This window comes from Limibacillus sp. MBR-115, from assembly GCF_040549425.1.
Taxonomy (GTDB): Bacteria; Pseudomonadota; Alphaproteobacteria; order Kiloniellales; family CECT-8803; genus Limibacillus; species Limibacillus halophilus.
Genome location: NZ_JBEPTJ010000006.1, coordinates 1 through 18,679, shown reverse-complemented (window position 1 = coordinate 18,679; position 18,679 = coordinate 1). Strand labels below are relative to the sequence as shown.

Here is an 18,679-nt window from a genome sequence, read left to right as displayed (position 1 = left end):
AATGCGCGTGGCCGTTACAGGAGCCTCCGGGTTTGTCGGCGAAGCCCTGATCCGAGACCTGTTGGCGCGCGGACACGACCTCGCTTGCAGCTACGCCAACCGTTCGCCCTTGGCCGCGGACGCACGCGTCTCTTGGCACCACATCGAAGAACTCTCCGGCGATAGCGATTGGCGGTCTCTCGTAGCGGGCGCCGGGGTCGCGGTGCATCTAGCCGCCCGCGCCCATAGGGCAGATCAAAGCCAAGCCGGACTTCGTCTGCAACGCCAAGCCAATGTCGAGGCAAGTTTGGCGCTAGCCCATCAAGCCAAGGCCGCTGGCGTGGCGCGCCTGGTATTTGTTTCCTCCATCGGCGCGGGTCTGGAGCGCACGCCCTACCAGATCGCCAAGCGAGAAGCCGAGCAGAAGTTAGCGGTGCTCTGTCGCGAGCTTTCCCTGGAACTGGTTGTACTGCGACCGCCTTTGGTCATTGGACCGCAGCCGCCCGGCAATCTGGCAACGCTGATGCGCTGGATCGACAAGGGGCGTCCTTTGCCCTTCGCCAGCGTTCAGAATGCCCGCAGCTTCATCGCCCGGGAAAATCTGGCCTCCGCGATCGCTGCCTGCCTCGATCACCCCAGCGCCGCCGGACGGCTCTTCGAGGTTGCGGACACCCCGCCTCTATCAACGCCTGGGCTGATCAAGGCCCTGGCACGGGCCATGGGCAAGCCCGCTCGGCTCTTTCCCATGCCGCCCGTGCTTCTGGGTGGCGTTCTTATGCTGCTGGGCCGCGGGGAGATGGCACAAAGTCTGTTGGGAAACCTGACTGCCAATCCGGCGGAGTTTCGCAACACTTTGGGCTGGAGGCCCACGGTATCTCTGGAAGCGGCGATCGAGGAAATGGCTCAGGCAAAGCTTGAGTAGAGACCGGTCAGGCCGCCGCCTTACGCGCCAGCAGTTCTTCGACCTGCTCGCAGGCGCGTGACACGACTTCGGGCCCGGCGCCCGGCTTATGGGCTTCTTCGCTTAAGACCCGCCGCCAGACACGCGCACCGGGCAGACCGTTGTAGAGCCCCAGAATATGCCGGGTGATGGATTTCAAGGGCACGCCGCGGGTCATCTGTCGCTCGATGTAGGGCAAGAGTTGCGCAACAATCTCCCGCCGCTCCGGCACCGCGGCTTGGCCGCCGAAGAAGGCTCGATCCGCCGCCGCCATAATGTAGGGATTCTGATAGGCAGACCGGCCGATCATCACGCCGTCCACACCTTCGTCCAGATGCGCCGACGCTTCCTCCAGACTTTGAATACCGCCGTTGATCACGACAATCAGATCGGGGCGCTCCTGCTTCAAGCGGTAGACGCTGCCGTAGATTAAAGGCGGCACCTCGCGGTTTTCCTTCGGGCTCAAGCCCTTTAACCAGGCCTTGCGCGCATGGACGATGAAACAGTCCGCACCGCCTTCCTGGGAGACGATATCCACGAAGGCGCGCAAGTCCCCATAGTCGTCCATTTGGTCGATACCGATCCGGCATTTAACCGTAACCGGGATTTTCACCGCCTGGCGCATGGCCGCGACACCCGCCGCCACGACCGTCGGTTCGGCCATCAGGCAGGCACCAAAACGACCGTTCTGAACGCGGTCGCTGGGGCAACCGACATTAAGGTTGATCTCGTCGTAACCGGCGGTTTCGCCCATGGCCGCCGCCTCGGCCAGCTCAGCCGGATCGCAGCCGCCGAGTTGCAACGCCACGGGATGCTCCGCCCTATCGAAGGCCAACAGGCGCTCACGCGGGCCGTGCAGCAGGGCGCCGGTCGTCACCATCTCGGTATAGAGCAGCGTGCGCTTCGTCAGCAGCCTGAGGAAAAAACGATCATGCCGATCCGTCCAGTCCATCATAGGCGCGACGCTCAGCCGCCGATCTATTGTAGTTTGTTGATTTATCACGGTAATTCTTGACGCCCTGAACTCTCACCAACCGCATCGATGCCACTAAGGGGCAATTCTCTACCACGTCTGCCCCCTTTGAGTCATGGGCAGGCATTCCCGCGACGCTTGGGGCCGCGCCGAAAGCGGCGATTGCAAGGTATCTGCCGTTCGTTGTACCCCTTTTCTGACAGCTTGATCTCAGAGGAGACGCGGCATGGAAAGAGTCACTGGCGGTTGCCTCTGCGGCAAGGTCCGAATCACAGCCTCGGGCCCGCCCTATCGGGTCGGTCTTTGTCACTGCCTCGACTGCCGCAAACATCATGGGGCGCTGTTTCACGCCTCGGCCATCTTTCCTCAGGATGCGGTGACGATCGAGGGCGAAACGCGCGACTACGCCGGACGGCATTTCTGTCCCGGCTGTGGCTCCTCCGTTTTCGCGCGCAGCGGCGACGAGGTCGAGGTGAATTTGGGGTCGCTCGATGCCCCCGACCAATTGAAACCCACTTACGAAAGCTGGATCGTTCGTCGCGAGTCCTGGCTGCCGCCCTTTCCGATTAAAAGACGATATGACCGCGACCGTGACGACACCGGCCGCTCCGAGGACTAGGCCAAAGGAAAAGCGCCTAGCCCCCCGGTAACAGGACCGTGCCGTTCGGGGATACGGAGCACGCCAGGAAAGATTTTAGGACGGCGCCGGAAAATCACCTGTAAAGGTCGTTGTTCAAGTATCGCAGGCCGGTATCGATGACCACGGTCACAATCTTCTTTCCGGGTCCCAGTTCCCTGGCCCGTTGGAGGGCGGTCCAGATGTTGGCGCCGGAGGTTATGCCACCGAGCAGACCTTCGCACCGCGCCAAGGAACGCGCGCCCCAATAGGCGTCTTCATCTTTCACGGACACAACATGGTCAATCAGATCGCGCCGCAGAATGGACGGCACGAACGACAACCCGATCCCTTCGAGCTTGTGACTTCCCCTGGTGTCACCGCCCGATATATTGCGGACATGGTAAGGTTCGATTGCGGTGACGCGCGTTTTGGGGTTGTGGTCCTTCAGTATCTCCGCATTGCCGGAAATACAGCCGCCGCCGCCCGCTGCCATGACAAACTCGTCTATGGGACCGTCAATCTGCGAGATAATTTCACGCGCCATACCGTGATAACCCAGCTTATTGTCCAGGTTGTTCACCTGATCCGGCCAGAACGTGCCCGGCTTGTCCGCCAGTTCCTTGGCGCGGGCGATCATTCGATTGATCACATCCGCGGTCAGAATACCCCCGTCCGCGTGAATGATTTCTACCTCCGCACCAAAGGCGCGCATGGTTTGCAGCTTCTCTTCGGAAAAGCCGTTTGAAGACACGAAACGGGCCTTATAGCCACGGGTTGCGCAAACCATCGCCAGGGAACTACCCGTACTGCCGCCGGTGTATTCGACGACGCATCCGCCTGGCTTCAGATCGCCACGCCGTTCTGCACCTTCAATCATCGACAGAGCCATTCTGTCTTTCATGCTGCCGGTCGGGTTGGCTCCCTCCCATTTCACAAATACATCCGCGCTGTCTGAACCAGGCAAATGGTTCAACTTGATCAATGGCGTGTTCCCGATCGCCCGCATCGATGTTCTCCGCAGTTGTGCGCCTAATGTCACTTGCATATTGAAAGTTACTGCCGACGTCAAACTTTCATTTTAAAAGTGACCATTGTATGAATGAGCAGGTAGAAACCCTTGGAGCAGGATATGCCGCATCAACATCATGACTTTCGCTCGCGCTGCTCAATTGCCCGAAGTTTGGAAATTCTGGGCGATAAATGGACTTTATTGGTCGTGCGAGACCTGTTGTGGCACGGGAAGCACACTTTCCGGGATCTGCAAGGCAGCGAGGAGCGCATGCCAACCAACCTGCTATCAGAACGCCTGAAGCGACTGATGGAATGGGGATTGGTACGGCGCGAACCCTACCAGGATCGGCCGCTTCGCTATTGCTACTATTTGACCGACAAGGGGATTGAGTTGGAACCCATCCTCTTGCAGATCATGAGCTGGGGACATTCTCATCTGGGAGGCGGGCTTTATGATCCAGCTCAGGACAAGACCGTGGCTGAAGCGCGCTTCTAGACGTTAGCGGACACTGGCCTCCGCCTGCCTTCAGGCCCGGGGCGTCAGCGCGAATAACCTAGCTTTTCCATCAGGGGGCCGAAGGTCGTCGTTATCGGCGCAAAGACGCCCTGGTCCTCAACCACCTGCCATTGCTTGGCGCGGCCCTTTCTGAAAAACCCGCCCTCGCGTACGGCCTCCTTGAAGCCGCCACGCAATTCGGCCTCCTTCAGGGAAGAGAATGAGGTTTCCTCGACCACCCGTGCGATCTCGGCCATGGAATGGGAAAACCCGAGCGTCCGGCTAATCGTCGCGATAGACTTGGCCGGATTGGTGTGCATGTCCTCGTAGCGAAGCAGCAACAATGGAAAGCGCTTTTGCTGGGTCCAGCTCTTCACATGCAGGCCCCAGCTGCCCAACATCTCTGCCTTACCCGGCTCGCCCTTCCTGGTGATGAACTTCTCCGGATTGCAGAGCGCTGCCACGGCATCCGCCAGGCCGCATTGAAAATGATAGGAATAGGAAATCGCCACGTCGCGCGGATCGCGCACGACGTAAATCGCCCCCTCGGTCATCTCACTGTCCGGAAAAGGCACGCCTCCAAAACGCGCTGCAATGTTATGGGTCTTCATGAAGACCCGGTCCCGCGTCGCCTCAGAAACCAGGAAAGCCTGGACATCGCGCCAGTATGCGCTGGCTGCCCCCTGCACACCCTCGGCCAGCGGCAGCTTGCGGTCCTTGATATAGCTGTTCGTCGCGCCGTTGAAGGACGGCGGCAAGAGATTTAAATCCAGCGCCTCGCCCTGCGACAACAAACGGTCGACGATGGTGCGCAACCAAGTGTTTCCGCTCTTTGGATAACTCGCCAACCAAAGGATCTTCGCCATCGCCCCGACACCACCCGTCCAATTGCTGTCTTACTAACGTCCCGCCCTCTTTACCTCGCACAGAGCCTTGTCGCGAGGCAACCACCCAGATCATGCTTTGTAGCGATCCCTGCGACGCTTCTGACCTTTGCCCTACCGCACTCTGGACTTTATGCTGCGCTCGCCACAACAATCCGGAGAGAATCCCCGTGAGACTGATGTTCAGCTTCTTTGCCGCCGCGCTCCTCCTTGCCGCCACGCAAGCCATGGCAAGTGATCTCTCCACCAACAACGCCTGGTCGCGGGTCACCATGGGTGCCGGACATACAGGAGCCGTCTTTTTGGAGATCACCAACCAGAGCCAGGAGCCGCGACGTCTGGTCTCGGCGGAAACGAGCCTTGCCGAGCGCGCAGAGGTGCACAGCAATGAAATGGTCGACGGCGTCATGAAAATGCGCCGCATGGAGGAAATCGAGATTCCAGCGGGCGAGACCGTGACCCTGGAGCCTGGTGGCCTGCATGTCATGCTTTTCGGGCTGACCCGGGCGCTTAAGGAAGGTGAGCATTTCGATGTCAAGCTGATGTTCGACGACGGCGCGGAGGTCACGGCGACCGTGATGGTCATGCCGATTGGCCACATGGGTGGCGCTATGGACGGCCATATGGGCAACCACTCCGGCTCCAGCCACACGACCAACTGACTCCCAGGACTCCAACCCCCGGCGGAAATCATCACCTAGACAGGATTGCCGCTGCCGCCAAACGGCCAGACAGGACGGCGCTCTCGATCGTGGCTGGATAACCGGTATCGCACCAATCGCCGGCGATAAACAGGTTGGAGAACGCCGTGCGACTTCCGCGACGGTGCCCTGCCGCTGCCGGACTTTGCAAGGGAGTTGCGCGGCGCTCCTTGATGACCCGGAAAGGCGGCGTATCGATCTCGCCCAGTTGCAAGGCCGTTGCCACTTCGGGCCATAGCATTTGGGCCAGTGTCTCCGGTGCATCCGCCATCCAGCGCTCGCCATCGCTGATCGTTACGCTAACCACATCGCCGCGCCTGAAAATCCACTGAATCCTGCCGCCCAGAACACCCAGGAAGGGCTCCAGGGTCTTGTGATCGACCGACTTGGGCAACCGGTAATGCAGATTGACGATGGCCTTGGTTTCCACTTGAGGGAGGAAGCGTTCCTGCAACGCATCGCAGCCCCAGGGCGGAATGGCCAGAACGACAGCCTCCCCCGGCTTCAAATCACTGCGCCCGGCGGCAAACTCGAGATGATCGACGCCTCCGGCCGACAGGCCGATATCCTTTAATCGATGATGATAAAGCGGCTGAATGTTTCTTTCCGCCAGAAACGCCAGGGCCGGCTCGACCAGCGCCGGGCCGAGGCCTTCGGCGGGCAGCAGCGGGCGACAGGTGGATGCGCCCTTGAACAAGGTTTGTCGCAGTACCCGAGCGAGAAGGCTTGCCGACACCGCCTCCGGCGGGCCGTTCATCACAGCCAGGGTCAAGGGTTCGATCAAAGGACGATACAGTGCGTGGTTGGATGACACGAGGTCCGTCACCACCGCCCCCTCGCGGACAAACAGAAATCGCAGCAGCGCCGACAGGTCGCGCGGGCGCACGCCGGGCAAGGCCTTGCAAAGATCCAGGGCGCCTTTCAGCCGGCCGGATTCCAAATTCAGGGCCCAACGGCGCGTGTCGGCAAGATCGACGAAGGGAAACCGCGCAGGCAAATTCTCGCGCAGCCCGCGTCTTGCATCCAGAAGATCGAGATAAGCCAGGACCTCGCGGTTGGCACTGAGCAGCAGATGGTTACCGTTATCCAGAAGGCATTCGAGGGCTGGATCCCGATAGCTCCGACAGCGCCCGCCGGCGTGACCGGATTGCTCGTAAAGCAGAGGCTTCAGGCCCGCCGCCGCCAGTCGAACCGCCGCGCTCAATCCGGCCAATCCGCAACCGATGACATGTACCCTGCTCATCGCCGCAGCAGTTCCCGGCAAACAAGCCATAGCTTCTCTGGAGCGGAAAGGCGCACAGGTTCATGTGGCCGCCAGCCTTGGTTCGACAGCTTGACCAGCAAGCGGGCATAGAACGCTAGCATGATCCGTGGCGCCAACAAGGAGCGGCTGCCGCGCCGCTGAATCTCGCTGCGCGCTTCGGCAAAGTCCGCTTCGGCGTGCTTGGCCACCCGACCGCAAGCCAACGCCAGTTTGGGGTCGCGCAAGACCGCATCAGGAAGGGATGATCCGATCCCGGCCTCGGCCAGAATCTCGGCAGGCAGATAGAGTCTTCCCCGACGCGCATCCTCGGCCAAATCCCGCAAGATGTTGGTGAGTTGCAGGGCTTCGCCAAGCGCGATGGCCAAGCGGTCGTCCGCCGTCGCCGGAAATCCCAGGATACGCAGGGTCAGCACACCGATCGAGCCGGCGACCCGGCGGCAGTACTGCGCGAGATCCTGCCAGGAAGGCGCACAAACCGGCGTCGCCAGGTCCGACGCCATGCCCTCGATCAGGGCCAGAAACTCCGCTTTCGGCAGATCAAACTCCTCAACCGGACCCTGCAAGGCCTTGCCAATCAGTGTCTGTGGGCATCCCGCATAAAGCGCTTCGATCTCCTCGCGCCAGGCGTCCAAACCCGCCAAACGCTCCTTTACAGGACCGTCGCCGTCGGCCACATCGTCAACGGCCCGGCTGAAGGCGTAAAGCGCATACATGCCGCGCCTGCGCGGGGCCGAGACAAGGCGCATGCCCCAGAAAAAGGAACTGCCGGAATCGCGCACGATTCGCAGTGCTTCCCTCTCCGCTGCCGCCGCGTCCATCATGCCGCCTCCCTTCGCGAACCCATTGCGGCAATGAAGCCGGATAGGGCCGCAACCAGGAAATCGAACCGGGACAGCCGGACCGACCGGGCCAAAGGATCGCGCTTGCGCAGGCGTAACAGCAATTTTACAGCCAGGGCTTGTGTGGTGCCCGCCTGAAAAGCCAGGCGCCGGTCTTTAATACAGCGGGCGAGCGGCGCTGATTTGGACAGCAGTCGCCCCGTTTCATCAAGACAACGGTCCAACACTTGGCGCAAGCCCGGTGAACTGGCTTCTGCTTCCAGGTCCCCGATATCGCAGCCGCATTCGGCCATCCAATTCCCCGGTAGATAACAGCGGGTAAGGGCTTGCCAGTCCGACTTACAATCTTGCAAATGGTTGAGGATCTGCAGCCCGCTGCAAAGCGCATCACTCTGCGCTTCAAGCGCTGCATCCTCGCCGTGAAGCGCCAGCAGAAAGCGGCCCACCGGATTCGCTGAGTATCGGCAGTAGGCACGCAGATCACTCCAGGTTGCGATCTCCACACCCTCCGCGTCTTGACGAAAGGCAGTCAGCAACTGACCGGCGAGATCGAGCGGCAACGCCCGGTTCATCAGCTCTCCCCGGAGCGCGAGTGCAGGCTGAATCGGCCCCGTTCCTTCCAGCAATCCTTTCTCGAAGGCAGCGAGATCAGCAAGCTTGCGCTCGGCCGGGATGTCTGGCGCATCAGCCACATCGTCGGCTGCGCGGGCGAAAGCGTAGTAAGCCATCACCGTGGCGCGCTTATCGCGCGCCAACAGGCGCGACGCCACTGGGAAGTTCTCCTGTGACGCTGTCTTACCCTGGAGTGGTTCATTGGGGTCCCGCTGTTTCATGGCAGCCACGCTAACTGATCTCAAAGACCCTGTCGCGCGCCTCAGGATGGTGTAAGCGCTCTGAAGCGCTTGAGGAACCGGGCCCGCGCCTGATCCGGTTTCAAGGGAGCAAGACGAAGGTCCTGCACGTGGCTTCCCGGCTGCCCAAAAAACTTCCGTGCCTCCTTATCGCCGAACCCGGCAAGCTGTGTGGCTTCCAGGTAGGCCGCGACGTGATCGGCGCGCTTGATCACCCGCTGAGCCTCCTTGCTCAATTGCGGCGGCAGCCCGAAGCGAATATGAATCGCCTCCATCAGGCGGTTCTCGAAGGCCTTGTAGTCGAAACCGACCGCCGCCTTGAAGGGCGAGATCAAGTCGCCGACGACATACTCCGATGCATCGTGCAGTAAAGCCGCCAGCAACCACTTGTTGGGTGCCTGAGGGCGCAGGCGTGCGACGACTTCCTCGACCAACAGACTGTGCTGTGCGACCGAAAAAGACCAATCTCCCACGGTCTGTCCGTTCCAGCGGGCGACGCGAGACAGGCCCAGCGCTATGTCCTCGATCTCGACATCCAGCGGGGTTGGGTCCAGCAGGTCAAGACGGCGGCCCGACAACATTCGCTGCCATGCCCGGGGAGCGGTTTTGCTTTCACGACGAACCGCCACGCTCAAAGCCCCCCATAGGCGACGAAGGCCGGATTCTCGAAGCCCGCCTTGCCATAGACGAAAGCGGCGCCGTCGCTGCGCTCGACGCGTCCCCCGGCGGCCAGCAGGACCGCATGGCCCGCGGCGGTATCCCACTCCATCGTGCGCCCGAAGCGGGGATAGAGGTCGGCCTGTCCACTGGCGATCAGACAGAACTTCAACGATGAACCCGCGGACACCCGCTCAGCGACCTTGAACCGCGACAGGAAGTGATCCAGTTCGCCGCCGCTGCCGTGGCGGCGGCTGGCAATAACGGTTATGGCGTTCATCTGCGCCGAGCGTACGCGTACGGATACGGCATCGGCCCCTTGATCTCGGAACGCAGCACTTCCCGGCCCGGCACCGGTCCAGGTTCTATCCAGTGCCGGCGCATGCACGACACCCAACACCGGCAAACCGCTTTCTATCAGGGCGATGTTGACGGTGAACTCGCCGTTTCGGCTGAGGAATTCCTTGGTGCCATCCAGCGGATCGACCAACCAGAAAAGGCCGCCCGAAAGATCCGGCAGGCGATCAGGTGCGAAACTTTCCTCGGTAATGATCGGAATCTCTGGGGTCAGGCTGCCCAACGCCGAGAGGATCAATGCGTCGGCCGCCTCATCTGCCGCCGTGACCGGCGACGCATCGTCTTTCTGCCTCTCGGCGGTACGACTCTCGTCACGATAGATATCCAGGATCGCCCGCCCGGCATCCTCGGCGATCGCGGTTACATTGGGCAACAAGGCCGCTATGTCGTTCACTCGGCGGCCTCCCCTTTTTGATCGCCTAGCCCGTTGGCTAGCCGCCAAAGTTTTTCCGGCGTTACAGGCATGTCCAGATGCCGCACGCCCAATGGTTTCAAGGCGTCGACCAACGCGTTGACAATCGCTGGCGGCGCGCCGATGGCCCCTGCCTCGCCCGCGCCCTTGATCCCGAAAGGATTGGTTGCGCAGGGAATATCCTGGATAAATTCCAAGTCGATCCGGGGCATGTCGTCGGCGCGCGGCATGCCATAGTCCATAAAGGATCCGGTCAACAACTGCCCGCTCTCGGGATCGTAGGCCGTGACCTCCAGCAAAGCCTGCCCCAAACCTTGCGCCAAGCCGCCATGAACCTGTCCGGCGACCAGCAATGGATTGACGATAGTGCCAAAATCGTCGACGACCGTGTAACGATCGATGATCAAACGGCCGGTCTCCGGATCGATCTCCAGTTCGCAAACATGGCAGCCGTTGGGGTAGGTTAGCGGCGGGTTCTTAGCAATATAGGCTTCCAGAACCTCGCCGCGCAGTGCCTCCGGCAAACTTTCAGACTGCGCATAGACCTTCCGTGCTATCTCGGCCAACCCCACGTGACGATCGGTGCCGACGATGGCGAACTTGGCATCCGCAAGCTCGATATCCTCGGGCGCGGCTTCCAGAAGAAATCCGGCGATGCGACGCAAGCGCTCAATAACCTTTTCGCTAGCGCCTTCAATCGCCAAGCGCCCCATCAAAAGGGATCGGGATCCACCCGTGCCGGAACCCTGGGACAGTTCATCGCTGTCGCCCTGGCGCAGCCGCACCATAGCCGGGTCTATGCCGATCTGTTCTGCCATGATCTGGGAATAGGCCGTCGCGTGCCCCTGGCCATTCGTCTGCGTTCCGACGAAAACCGTCATGCCGCCGTCTTCATCCAGGCGAACCCTGGCTTCCTCCTCGCCGATACCCGCGCAGGCCTCGATGTAGCAGCCGATGCCGATACCGCGATACCGTCCTGCCTTGGCCGCAGCCTCCTTGCGAGAAACCGACCCCGACCAATCCGCTTTCTCCAAGGCGCGCTCCATGACCCGCGTGAAATCCCCGGAATCATAGGTAATTCCGGTTGCGGTATCGAAGGGCATGGCCGTCTTCGGAATGAAATTGCGGCGTCGAAATTCCTCCGGCGTCAGGCCTATTTCGGTAGCGGCATAGTCAGCCAAACGCTCCAGCAGATACGCCGCTTCGGGACGCCCGGCCCCCCGATAAGCGTCAACCGGAACCGTGTGGGTCAGAACGCACTTTACCTCACAATAAACAGCCTCCAGGCCATAAAGGCCGGAGAGCATTTTCGCGCCGGCGGCCGTTGGAATATAGGGCCCGAAGTTGGATAGATACCCACCCAGGTTCGCCAGGGTCGATACATGCAGGGCCTTCATCCGCCCCTGAGCGTCGAGGCCCACGCGGACTTTGCTAAGGTGATCGCGCCCCTGGCTGTCGGATTGGAAGGATTCGCTTCGCGTGCCGTTCCATACCACCGGCAGGCCGAGATCGCGTGCCGCAAACAACACCAGCACCTGCTCGGCATAGAGAAATATCTTCATGCCGAAGCCGCCGCCAACGTCCGGTGTCAAAACACGGAACCGGTCACGCGGAAGCTTGAAAATCTTGTCCGCCAACTGATCACGCAGCTTGAAAACGCCCTGGGTCGACGTGGTCAAGGTGAAACGGCCGCTGGCTGGGTCGTATTCCCCAATGGCGTTCCGGGGTTCAAGCGAATTGACGACGATCCTGCTGTTGACCAGCGAAAGCTCAACGACCCGTTCGGCGGACTCCAGCAAAGCCTCGGTCTTTGCCGCATCACCGATATCCCAATCGAAGCACACATTTCCCGGCACCTCGTCGAAAACCTGCGGCGCGCCTGGGGCGATGGCTGCTTCCAGGTCCACCACGGCTTCCAGATCATCAAAGTCGACCATGATGGCTTCGGCGGCATCTTGTGCCTGCTCCAAGGTCTCGGCGACCACGAAAGCAACGGGATCGCCGACGTGGCGCACCTTACCGCGCGCCAGCACGGGATGGCCGGGCGTAATGGCTTGCTTGCCACCCTTTCCGGGGAAGAGCGTCAAACAGGGGATATCACCAATCCCGGCGGCATCGAGTTCAGCGTGGGTATAGACGGCGCGCACGCCGGGGAAGGCCCGTGCATCCTCACAATCGATCGATGCCAGCACCGCATGCGCATGCGGACTGCGCAGCACGACCGCTTGAAGCGCCCCTTCCGGACGCTGATCGTCGGTATAGCTTCCCTCGCCGGTCAAGAGCCGTTGGTCTTCAAAGCGCCTCAGCGGCTGGCCCACCCCGAATTTTCTCATGCTTTCATTTCTCCTGCACGCGGCGCGATTTGCGGCCTGCTTTAATTGCCTTTTTCGGTTGCGATCTTAGGAAGCCGTAAGCAGTGCAACAAGCCCGCAATCCAATGTAATCGCGGTTTGTGGGGGGTGCTGTGGCGACGACAAGACAAGTGCTGCCGGACAATTCGCAATGCTCAAAGGCCCGCCACGGTCTCTTCCATGAGGAAATCCACCACTGACTTCAGTGCGTCTTCCTTGCTCGCTCCTTGATCCAGCGCGCGGTGGTAAAGTGCGAGCTGCCGGTGTGCCGATGTCTTTCGCTGGATGATCTCGCGGGCCCGCTCCACCTCCTCCAGACAATCGAGTGCCAGGGCGTCCTCGCGCACCAGATCGAGTATCTCTTCCAACAGATCGGGATAGGGCACGATCACGCCCTTGCCGAAATCGATCAGCCCCTCGTCCACGCCATAGCGTTGGGCGCGCCAGCGGTTCTCCTGCACCAGCATCAATCCATAGCGCCGCCAACGTTGATTGCTGCGTTTGAGCCGGTAGAGCATCCGCAGCAAGCACAGATAGAGCGCGGCCACCGTGATGCCGTCCTCCAGGCGCGTGCAGACATCGGGGATGCGCAATTCAAGCGTGGGGAAACGCTGGCTCGGCCGCACATCCCACCAAAGCTTGCTGGCATCCTCGATCACACCGGCGGCGATCAGCACATCGATATGCCGCTTGAACTCTCCATAGCTATCGAAGCTCTCCGGCAATCCGGTACGCGGGAGCTCGTCGAACACGGCGATACGATAGGACTTGAGGCCGCTTTCCTGTCCCCGCCAGAAGGGCGAGGAAGTCGAAAGCGCCAGAAGGTGCGGCAGAAAATAGGTGATCTGGCCCATCAGGTCACAGCGCAACTCGTCATCATCCAAGCCGACATGGACATGCATGCCGCAGATCACCAGACGGCGCGCCACACCCTGCATATCACGGGCCAGTATGTTATAACGTTCTTTGTCTGTATGTTGCTGCACGTCCCACGCGGCGAAAGGGTGGGTCGAGGCGGCGATCGGGGCCAATCCGTGCCGCCCGGCAGTTTCGGCCACCACGCGGCGCAACTGCGCGACTTCCTTGGCGGCTTGCTTGATATTGTCGCACTTGCGTGTGCCGATTTCGATCTGCGCCTGCAAAAATTCAGGCGTCACCTGCCCTTCAGGCAAGGCGGCCACGCATTCATCGATCAGGGTTTTGGGAACGCTCTGGCACAGATCGCGCGTGCTCTTGTCGACAAGGAGATACTCCTCCTCAATCCCTACCGTGAAGCTGGGTTCCGTCACGCTGCCGCTCCTCGTTCCAGTTCCGGTCCAGGTCCGCCTTTGCAAGGATGGACGAAAGTGTCTCTGCCAGCAAGCTGGCCCAGTATTCCTGACCGGCGGGCGTATCGATCAGATCCTGGCGAATTTCAAAGAGGATGTTGGCAAGCCCGCGCGGTTCGGCATGGCGATGCACGGTGCAGCCGTGACCGTCCTGCCCTGAATAGGGGACGTTGTCACCAACGATCAGCCCGCGACCGCGTAAGTCTTCGAAGGCCAGATTCGGCAAGCGCGGATCGTCGTTCCATAGAATGCAGGCCTCCCAGGGGCGACGCTCGCCTCGGATCATGGGCGTCATGGAATGCAGCGATACGAAGGCTGGGCGAGGCCCCGTCTCCAGCATCCGGTCGAGCTGGCTGGCGATTGCCGCATGATAGGGGTCGTAGAAGGTCGCCTTGCGCAGCGCCAGTTCGGCGGCGGTGAGCGATTGGTTAGCCGCGATGATCGTGCCGTCGCTGACCGCCGCGGCCAGGGTCGGATCGTCGGGTGGGCGATTGGGATCGGCGATCAGCCGAGAGAAGTGGCTGAGGATTGCAGGGACATCGAGGAGGGCCGAGAGCCGCTCCGCGACCCCGGCAATGCCGATGTCGTAGGCGATATGGCGGCTAATCTCGTCGGGCGGCAAGCCAAGTCCGTCCAGCGCGCGCGGCACGAAGTTCGTTGCATGGTCGCAAACCAGCAAGGCCCTCCGTCCACGGCCTTCCGGGTTGAGCAAGCGGAATGGCGCGGGTTCATCCGGTGCCAAAAGCGGCGACGGCCCTGCGTGCTCTTGGCTCTTGAAGCGCGGCATTTCCTGGGTCAAATTCTCGGACATGGGGATGCGACTATAACCTCCCCGGCAACAAGCATTCAACGTTCGGCTCCGGCTTTGGTCAGCATTGGCCGCACCGCAGCAGGGCGCTCATCGAAGGACAAATCATGAAGGGCCATCACACCTTCTTCTGCATAGACGGACATACCTGCGGCAACCCGGTCAGGCTCGTGGCGGGCGGCGGGCCGCTTTTGCAGGGCACCAGCATGAGCGAGCGACGCCAGCACTTCCTCAAGCACTTCGACTGGATTCGCACCGGCTTGATGTTCGAGCCGCGCGGACACGACATGATGTCCGGCTCCATCCTCTATCCGGCGACGCGCGAGGACTGCGACATCGGCGTCCTCTATATCGAGACCAGCGGTTGCCTGCCGATGTGCGGGCACGGCACCATCGGCACCGTCACCTTCGCCATCGAGCGTGGTTTGGCGACCCCGCGCGAACCCGGGCTGCTACGCCTGGAAACGCCGGCGGGCCGGGTGGATGCCTACTACACGCAAAACGGCGCGCATGTGGATTCGGTCCGCATCGTCAATATCGGCTCCTATCTGGCGGCCGAAGGCGTCACGGTCGACTGCCCGGAGCTAGGGCGCCTGACGGTCGATATCTCTTACGGCGGCAATTTTTACGCCATCGTCGAGCCGCAGGAGAATTACCAGGACATGGCCCAGCTTTCGCCGGGCGATATCCAGCGCCTCTCCCCGCAGTTGCGGCGCATTCTAAACGAGACACTGGAAGTGGTTCACCCGGAGAACGAAACCATCCGGGGCGTCAGCCACATCCTCTGGACCGGCGCGCCCACGGTCGCGGGCGCCGACGCGCGCAATGCGGTTTTCTATGGCGACAAGGCCATCGACCGCAGCCCCTGTGGCACCGGAACCTCGGCCCGCATGGCCCAGCTTGCCGCCAAGGGCCGTTTGAAGGTCGGCGACAGTTTCGTTCACGAATCGATCATCGGCTCGCTGTTCAAGGGCCGGGTCGAGAACGAAACGACGGTTGGCAACAAGCCGGGCATCATTCCTTCGATCGAGGGTTGGGCGCGCATCACCGGCTTCAACACGATCTTCATCGACGAGCGCGATCCCTTCGCCGAGGGCTTCCTCGTGGTTTAATGGGTGACAGGCCTCGCAAGCGTACCTACATAGAAACCTTGAGCCGGGACTTGATCATTCAGGAGGCAAACATGAGCGACGATAAAACGATCCAGGCGGAAGCCGCGGCGTTTCGCAGGTTGGTGGAACACCTTCGCAAGCGGACCGACGTGCAGAACATCGACCTGATGAACCAGGCCGGTTTCTGCCGCAACTGCCTGTCGAAATGGTATCACGCCGCACTCACGGATCTCGGCGCGGAACGGGAGTACGAGGAAAGCCGTGCGGAGATTTACGGCATGCCCTACAACGAATGGAAGAAGCGCTATCACACCGAGCCGACCGCCGAGCAACAGGCGGAGTTCCTGCGTAGCCAATCCCAAGCCAATCACTAACCCGTAATCCGGTCATTCGGGGGTATCCGAGGGGGTATCCGAGGGTGCATCCGGGGGCGCTTGCCAGTGGCTTTGCCGCGGGCTAGTCTCCCCGCCCGCAGCAAAGCTTCCGGCCTCGTTCTGAACAGCGGAGGCCGGACGGCGATCAGTACTGATTTGTCAGACCAACAGATTTGAAGGAGTGCCAGCATGGCGGATGTCGCCGGCGTGACGGGTGAGCAGCTAAAATCCTACATCGAGCGCATCGAGCGCCTTGAAGAAGAGAAGAAAGCGCTGGCTGAAGACGTCAAGGAAGTCTATGCCGAAGCCAAAGGCAACGGTTTCGATACGAAGGTCATGCGCAAGCTGATCAGCCTCCGTAAGATGAACGCCAGCGACCGCGCTGAGCAGGAAGAACTCCTCGATCTCTACAAAACCGCCATCGGCATGGCGTAACGCCGGACGACCTCCGCGCCTCTTGTCGGTTCCCTGTCGGGGCTTCGCCCCTCCGCGCCTCTTGTCGGTTCCCTGTCGGGGCTTCGCCCCTCCGCGCCTCTTGTCGTTCCCTGTCGGGGCTTCGCCCCTCCGCGCCTCTTGTTGGCCGCCCTCACCCTTCGAGACGGGGTCATTCGACCCCTCCTCAGGGCGAGGATTTTGTTGCGATGGGTCGAAGACCCCTCATCCTGAAGAGGTGACGCAGTCACCGTCTCGAAGGATGAGGGCGAGGCGTTTAACCTCTATACAACCCCTTGCTGTTTAAGCGCCATCGCACTATCTTACCAGTGGTTGCCAGGACGTCAGGGAAAACGCTTGATCCTGGGCGCGTCTGGCTTTGGCTGGCTGCGGTATGTGGGAGATGGGCGACCCACCCTGGCAACCACCAGTTCGATCTCTTGATTTAGATTATATACACCCTTAATTTGATATTGTGATCGTCGTGACGTCAGGAAAATCGCTAGGTCCTGGGGGTTATCCTGCCCTGGTAGCAGTGAAACTGTATGTGGGAGATAGGCGACCCACCGCGATGATCACACCCATGGCCCTCTGAAAACATACAACCTCTTGCTGTTTAAGCGCCATCGCACTATCTTACCAGTGGTTGCCAGGACGTCAGGGAAAACGCTTGATCCTGGGCGCCGTTGGCTTTGGCCCGTGGCGGTATGTGGGAGATGGGCGACCCACCCTGGCAACCACCCTCAATTCTGTGAGAGTTACTCCAGCAGCGAACCGGCAATAACGTCAAAGCTGCCGTCATTTATTAGGGATTCGCTTTGTACCCGGCCTGCGCTGATGACCGTGGGCTGGACGGACCTACCCTCCCGTGTTGTTGTAGGGAATTCGATATCCACGACGAATTTCGCAGCCTTACCATCCTCGCCCGGTATTTCCACGACGTAGAGCAAGCGGTTTCTGCCACGACTGATGTTATCTGCCTTGTCGAACAGCACGGCCTTTGGGTTGGCCAGGGCTTCCGGCATCTTCTGGATCATCTCTTGAGGCAGGGCCCTTCCACCGGCAGTCTTGGAGTCCCGCACCATGCGAAGAATGCGCTTGTCGAAGGCGACGATGGCGTCGCTGGTGATCTCGATGCCCTTTTCTTCCAGGAAGCCCTTGACCTCCGGGCTCAGCCGGCCCGCCGGGACGACGCGGGCCTTGCTGCTGGCGCGGCCGGTCTCGATGATCTCCCCCGCCCAGTCGGAGAATTCCTTTGCATGGCGCTCGGGATTTCGCGTCGCCTGGCGAGCGGCGATGCCAAGGAAGGAAGAGGCCAGGCCCTTGACGCCCAACCCGGCGATCTTTGCGGCCTTGCCTGCGACCGGCACGGTCCCCAGGCCATCCAACAGTGTCATGGCGCCGTTGAAGGCGGCTCCCAGCATGTCGCCTTCTTCCAGCGACTTGGCGGTCGCCTCGAAGGACTCCACCGCATCCTCGGCGCTGCGTAGTTCGCCGATGCCAGGCAGCAGATCGAGGATCAGACCGCCCAGGGCGTCAGCCCCCTCCAGACGGCGGAATTCTGGCTCCGGCGGGGCGACGCCTTGCGCCTGCAGGTCCTGCAGCAAGGCATCGAGGCCTTCGTCGTGCTGCTTTTCCAGGGCCACCAGGGCCTGGGTGTCGGGGATCGGCTGATTGAGAAGGCGCTGGCGTTCCTCCTGAAAGGACTGACTGCTCGCCTCGGCCTTGGACAGCGCCTCACCGCGCAGGCGCTCCTGCTGAGCCTGGGTCAGCAGCGGCGCGTCGGCCTTCACGGCCTCCAGATCCGCCTGGGCCGGGGCCTCGTTGCGCTCCGCATCGAAGTCTGCCGGTGGATCGGACTGAGGCGGATCGGCTTTTACTGGATCATCCTGCGGTTTGGCTGCGGCTTGGCTGGGGCTACCGGCGCCGCTGCTGCCAGCGTCGCCACCCTTCGAGACGGGGCTTTGTCTCGTCCCTGTCGGGGCTTCGCCCCTCCCCGCCTCTTGTTGCCCCTCCTCAGGGTGAGGGTTATGGCGACGGGTCGAAGACCCCGTCTCGAAGTCAGAGGACGACGGCAGGGAGGTTTCACGGATGGCCTTCTCGCCCGCCAGGGCGGCCATCATGGACTTGGCCTCCTCCGCCCGAGTAGCGATCAGCTTGGCGGTCAAGGGGTCATCGGCGTTGGCGCTCTGTTCCGCCAGCGTGGTCTCGGCCGCCGAGATCAGGCCTTCGGCCTCCAGCAGGTCATCCTCGTCGGTATCGGGCAGCCGGGCATTCAGGAACGCCAGGGG

At 61.3% G+C, this 18,679-nt stretch carries 19 protein-coding genes; 7 read left to right on the top strand and 12 right to left on the bottom strand.

Features of this window, described 5'->3' with window-relative positions:
* Position 1 precedes the first annotated feature (1 nt).
* The gene (locus tag ABIE63_RS12785; protein WP_354504906.1) at positions 2 to 901 is read left to right on the top strand and encodes an NAD-dependent epimerase/dehydratase family protein; all 900 of its coding nucleotides are present in this window, start codon (positions 2 to 4) and stop codon (positions 899 to 901) included.
* Positions 902 to 908: 7 nt separating this feature from the next.
* Here the strand turns inward: ABIE63_RS12785 and dusA are convergent, their stop codons facing one another.
* A complete protein-coding gene (gene dusA, locus ABIE63_RS12780) occupies positions 909 to 1,919 on the bottom strand; it encodes a tRNA dihydrouridine(20/20a) synthase DusA (RefSeq protein WP_354505056.1) in 1,011 nt (336 codons plus the stop codon).
* A 199-nt stretch (positions 1,920 to 2,118) separates the two neighbouring features.
* Here dusA and ABIE63_RS12775 point away from each other — a divergent pair, with 199 nt between their 5' ends.
* Positions 2,119 to 2,511: a GFA family protein gene (locus tag ABIE63_RS12775; RefSeq protein ID WP_354504905.1), complete on the top strand. Its 393-nt coding sequence runs from the start codon at positions 2,119 to 2,121 to the stop codon at positions 2,509 to 2,511.
* Between the two features lie 94 nt (positions 2,512 to 2,605).
* On the opposite strand, the gene ABIE63_RS12770 is transcribed toward ABIE63_RS12775, so the two are convergent.
* Positions 2,606 to 3,517, bottom strand: a complete 912-nt coding sequence (locus ABIE63_RS12770) for a cysteine synthase family protein (protein ID WP_354504903.1) — start codon at positions 3,515 to 3,517, stop codon at positions 2,606 to 2,608.
* Between the two features lie 123 nt (positions 3,518 to 3,640).
* On the opposite strand from ABIE63_RS12770, the gene ABIE63_RS12765 reads away from it, so the two are divergent.
* The gene (locus ABIE63_RS12765; RefSeq protein WP_183417792.1) at positions 3,641 to 4,018 is read left to right on the top strand and encodes a helix-turn-helix domain-containing protein; all 378 of its coding nucleotides are present in this window, start codon (positions 3,641 to 3,643) and stop codon (positions 4,016 to 4,018) included.
* A 44-nt stretch (positions 4,019 to 4,062) separates the two neighbouring features.
* On the opposite strand, the gene ABIE63_RS12760 is transcribed toward ABIE63_RS12765, so the two are convergent.
* Complete coding sequence (locus ABIE63_RS12760) at positions 4,063 to 4,884, bottom strand: sulfotransferase domain-containing protein (RefSeq protein WP_354504901.1); 822 nt, start codon at positions 4,882 to 4,884, stop codon at positions 4,063 to 4,065.
* Positions 4,885 to 5,081: 197 nt separating this feature from the next.
* On the opposite strand from ABIE63_RS12760, the gene ABIE63_RS12755 reads away from it, so the two are divergent.
* A complete protein-coding gene (locus ABIE63_RS12755; protein ID WP_354505055.1) occupies positions 5,082 to 5,564 on the top strand; it encodes a copper chaperone PCu(A)C in 483 nt (160 codons plus the stop codon).
* A 31-nt stretch (positions 5,565 to 5,595) separates the two neighbouring features.
* Here ABIE63_RS12755 and hpnE read toward each other — a convergent pair whose 3' ends face one another.
* The 8 genes from hpnE to ABIE63_RS12715 all read right to left on the bottom strand — a co-directional run bounded on the left by hpnE (position 5,596) and on the right by ABIE63_RS12715 (position 14,473).
* The gene (hpnE, locus tag ABIE63_RS12750) at positions 5,596 to 6,846 is read right to left on the bottom strand and encodes a hydroxysqualene dehydroxylase HpnE (protein ID WP_354504900.1); all 1,251 of its coding nucleotides are present in this window, start codon (positions 6,844 to 6,846) and stop codon (positions 5,596 to 5,598) included.
* Positions 6,843 to 7,688 (bottom strand): presqualene diphosphate synthase HpnD, encoded by an 846-nt coding sequence (gene hpnD / locus ABIE63_RS12745; RefSeq protein ID WP_354504898.1) that lies wholly within the window; start codon positions 7,686 to 7,688, stop codon positions 6,843 to 6,845. The genes hpnE and hpnD overlap by 4 nt, the downstream gene beginning before the upstream one ends.
* On the bottom strand, positions 7,685 to 8,539 hold the full coding sequence (locus ABIE63_RS12740; RefSeq protein WP_354504896.1) for a squalene/phytoene synthase family protein: 855 nt from the start codon (positions 8,537 to 8,539) through the stop codon (positions 7,685 to 7,687). Before ABIE63_RS12740 ends, hpnD begins: the two co-directional genes overlap by 4 nt.
* A gap of 41 nt (positions 8,540 to 8,580) precedes the next feature.
* Positions 8,581 to 9,186 carry an HD family hydrolase gene (locus ABIE63_RS12735; RefSeq protein WP_354504895.1) on the bottom strand — a complete coding sequence of 202 codons (606 nt, stop codon included), beginning with the start codon at positions 9,184 to 9,186 and terminating at the stop codon, positions 8,581 to 8,583.
* 2 nt (positions 9,187 to 9,188) lie between these two features.
* Entirely contained in the window at positions 9,189 to 9,965 is a 777-nt protein-coding gene (gene cysQ / locus ABIE63_RS12730) for a 3'(2'),5'-bisphosphate nucleotidase CysQ (protein ID WP_354504893.1), read from the bottom strand.
* The gene (locus tag ABIE63_RS12725) at positions 9,962 to 12,316 is read right to left on the bottom strand and encodes a xanthine dehydrogenase family protein molybdopterin-binding subunit (RefSeq protein ID WP_354504892.1); all 2,355 of its coding nucleotides are present in this window, start codon (positions 12,314 to 12,316) and stop codon (positions 9,962 to 9,964) included. The genes cysQ and ABIE63_RS12725 overlap by 4 nt, the downstream gene beginning before the upstream one ends.
* Before the next feature lie 173 nt (positions 12,317 to 12,489).
* The gene (locus tag ABIE63_RS12720; RefSeq protein WP_183417801.1) at positions 12,490 to 13,623 is read right to left on the bottom strand and encodes a carboxylate-amine ligase; all 1,134 of its coding nucleotides are present in this window, start codon (positions 13,621 to 13,623) and stop codon (positions 12,490 to 12,492) included.
* Positions 13,592 to 14,473, bottom strand: a complete 882-nt coding sequence (locus tag ABIE63_RS12715; protein ID WP_354504890.1) for an N-formylglutamate amidohydrolase — start codon at positions 14,471 to 14,473, stop codon at positions 13,592 to 13,594. The genes ABIE63_RS12720 and ABIE63_RS12715 overlap by 32 nt, the downstream gene beginning before the upstream one ends.
* A gap of 104 nt (positions 14,474 to 14,577) precedes the next feature.
* Between ABIE63_RS12715 and ABIE63_RS12710 the strand changes: the two genes are divergently transcribed.
* From ABIE63_RS12710 to ABIE63_RS12700, 3 genes are all read left to right on the top strand, one after another.
* Positions 14,578 to 15,582 carry a 4-hydroxyproline epimerase gene (locus ABIE63_RS12710; protein WP_354504888.1) on the top strand — a complete coding sequence of 335 codons (1,005 nt, stop codon included), beginning with the start codon at positions 14,578 to 14,580 and terminating at the stop codon, positions 15,580 to 15,582.
* A 71-nt stretch (positions 15,583 to 15,653) separates the two neighbouring features.
* On the top strand, positions 15,654 to 15,956 hold the full coding sequence (locus ABIE63_RS12705) for a DUF1244 domain-containing protein (protein WP_354504887.1): 303 nt from the start codon (positions 15,654 to 15,656) through the stop codon (positions 15,954 to 15,956).
* A gap of 189 nt (positions 15,957 to 16,145) precedes the next feature.
* Positions 16,146 to 16,391: a DUF2312 domain-containing protein gene (locus tag ABIE63_RS12700; RefSeq protein ID WP_183417805.1), complete on the top strand. Its 246-nt coding sequence runs from the start codon at positions 16,146 to 16,148 to the stop codon at positions 16,389 to 16,391.
* Positions 16,392 to 17,146: 755 nt separating this feature from the next.
* Here ABIE63_RS12700 and ABIE63_RS12695 read toward each other — a convergent pair.
* A partial coding sequence (locus tag ABIE63_RS12695) for a hypothetical protein (RefSeq protein WP_354504886.1) occupies positions 17,147 to 18,679 on the bottom strand: 1,533 nt, incomplete at its 5' end.

Excerpts from the sequence above, each read along its gene's own strand:
- ABIE63_RS12785 (WP_354504906.1), top strand. The coding sequence starts at position 2 with ATGCGCGTGGCCGTTACAGGAGCCTCCGGGTTTGTCGGCGAAGCCCTG.
- ABIE63_RS12775 (WP_354504905.1), top strand. The coding sequence starts at position 2,119 with ATGGAAAGAGTCACTGGCGGTTGCCTCTGCGGCAAGGTCCGAATCACA.
- ABIE63_RS12770 (WP_354504903.1), bottom strand. The coding sequence starts at position 3,517 with ATGCGGGCGATCGGGAACACGCCATTGATCAAGTTGAACCATTTGCCT.
- ABIE63_RS12765 (WP_183417792.1), top strand. The coding sequence starts at position 3,641 with ATGCCGCATCAACATCATGACTTTCGCTCGCGCTGCTCAATTGCCCGA.
- ABIE63_RS12760 (WP_354504901.1), bottom strand. The coding sequence starts at position 4,884 with ATGGCGAAGATCCTTTGGTTGGCGAGTTATCCAAAGAGCGGAAACACT.
- ABIE63_RS12755 (WP_354505055.1), top strand. The coding sequence starts at position 5,082 with ATGTTCAGCTTCTTTGCCGCCGCGCTCCTCCTTGCCGCCACGCAAGCC.
- hpnE (WP_354504900.1), bottom strand. The coding sequence starts at position 6,846 with ATGAGCAGGGTACATGTCATCGGTTGCGGATTGGCCGGATTGAGCGCG.
- hpnD (WP_354504898.1), bottom strand. The coding sequence starts at position 7,688 with ATGATGGACGCGGCGGCAGCGGAGAGGGAAGCACTGCGAATCGTGCGC.
- ABIE63_RS12740 (WP_354504896.1), bottom strand. The coding sequence starts at position 8,539 with ATGAAACAGCGGGACCCCAATGAACCACTCCAGGGTAAGACAGCGTCA.
- ABIE63_RS12725 (WP_354504892.1), bottom strand. The coding sequence starts at position 12,316 with ATGAGAAAATTCGGGGTGGGCCAGCCGCTGAGGCGCTTTGAAGACCAA.
- ABIE63_RS12715 (WP_354504890.1), bottom strand. The coding sequence starts at position 14,473 with ATGTCCGAGAATTTGACCCAGGAAATGCCGCGCTTCAAGAGCCAAGAG.
- ABIE63_RS12710 (WP_354504888.1), top strand. The coding sequence starts at position 14,578 with ATGAAGGGCCATCACACCTTCTTCTGCATAGACGGACATACCTGCGGC.
- ABIE63_RS12705 (WP_354504887.1), top strand. The coding sequence starts at position 15,654 with ATGAGCGACGATAAAACGATCCAGGCGGAAGCCGCGGCGTTTCGCAGG.
- ABIE63_RS12700 (WP_183417805.1), top strand. The coding sequence starts at position 16,146 with ATGGCGGATGTCGCCGGCGTGACGGGTGAGCAGCTAAAATCCTACATC.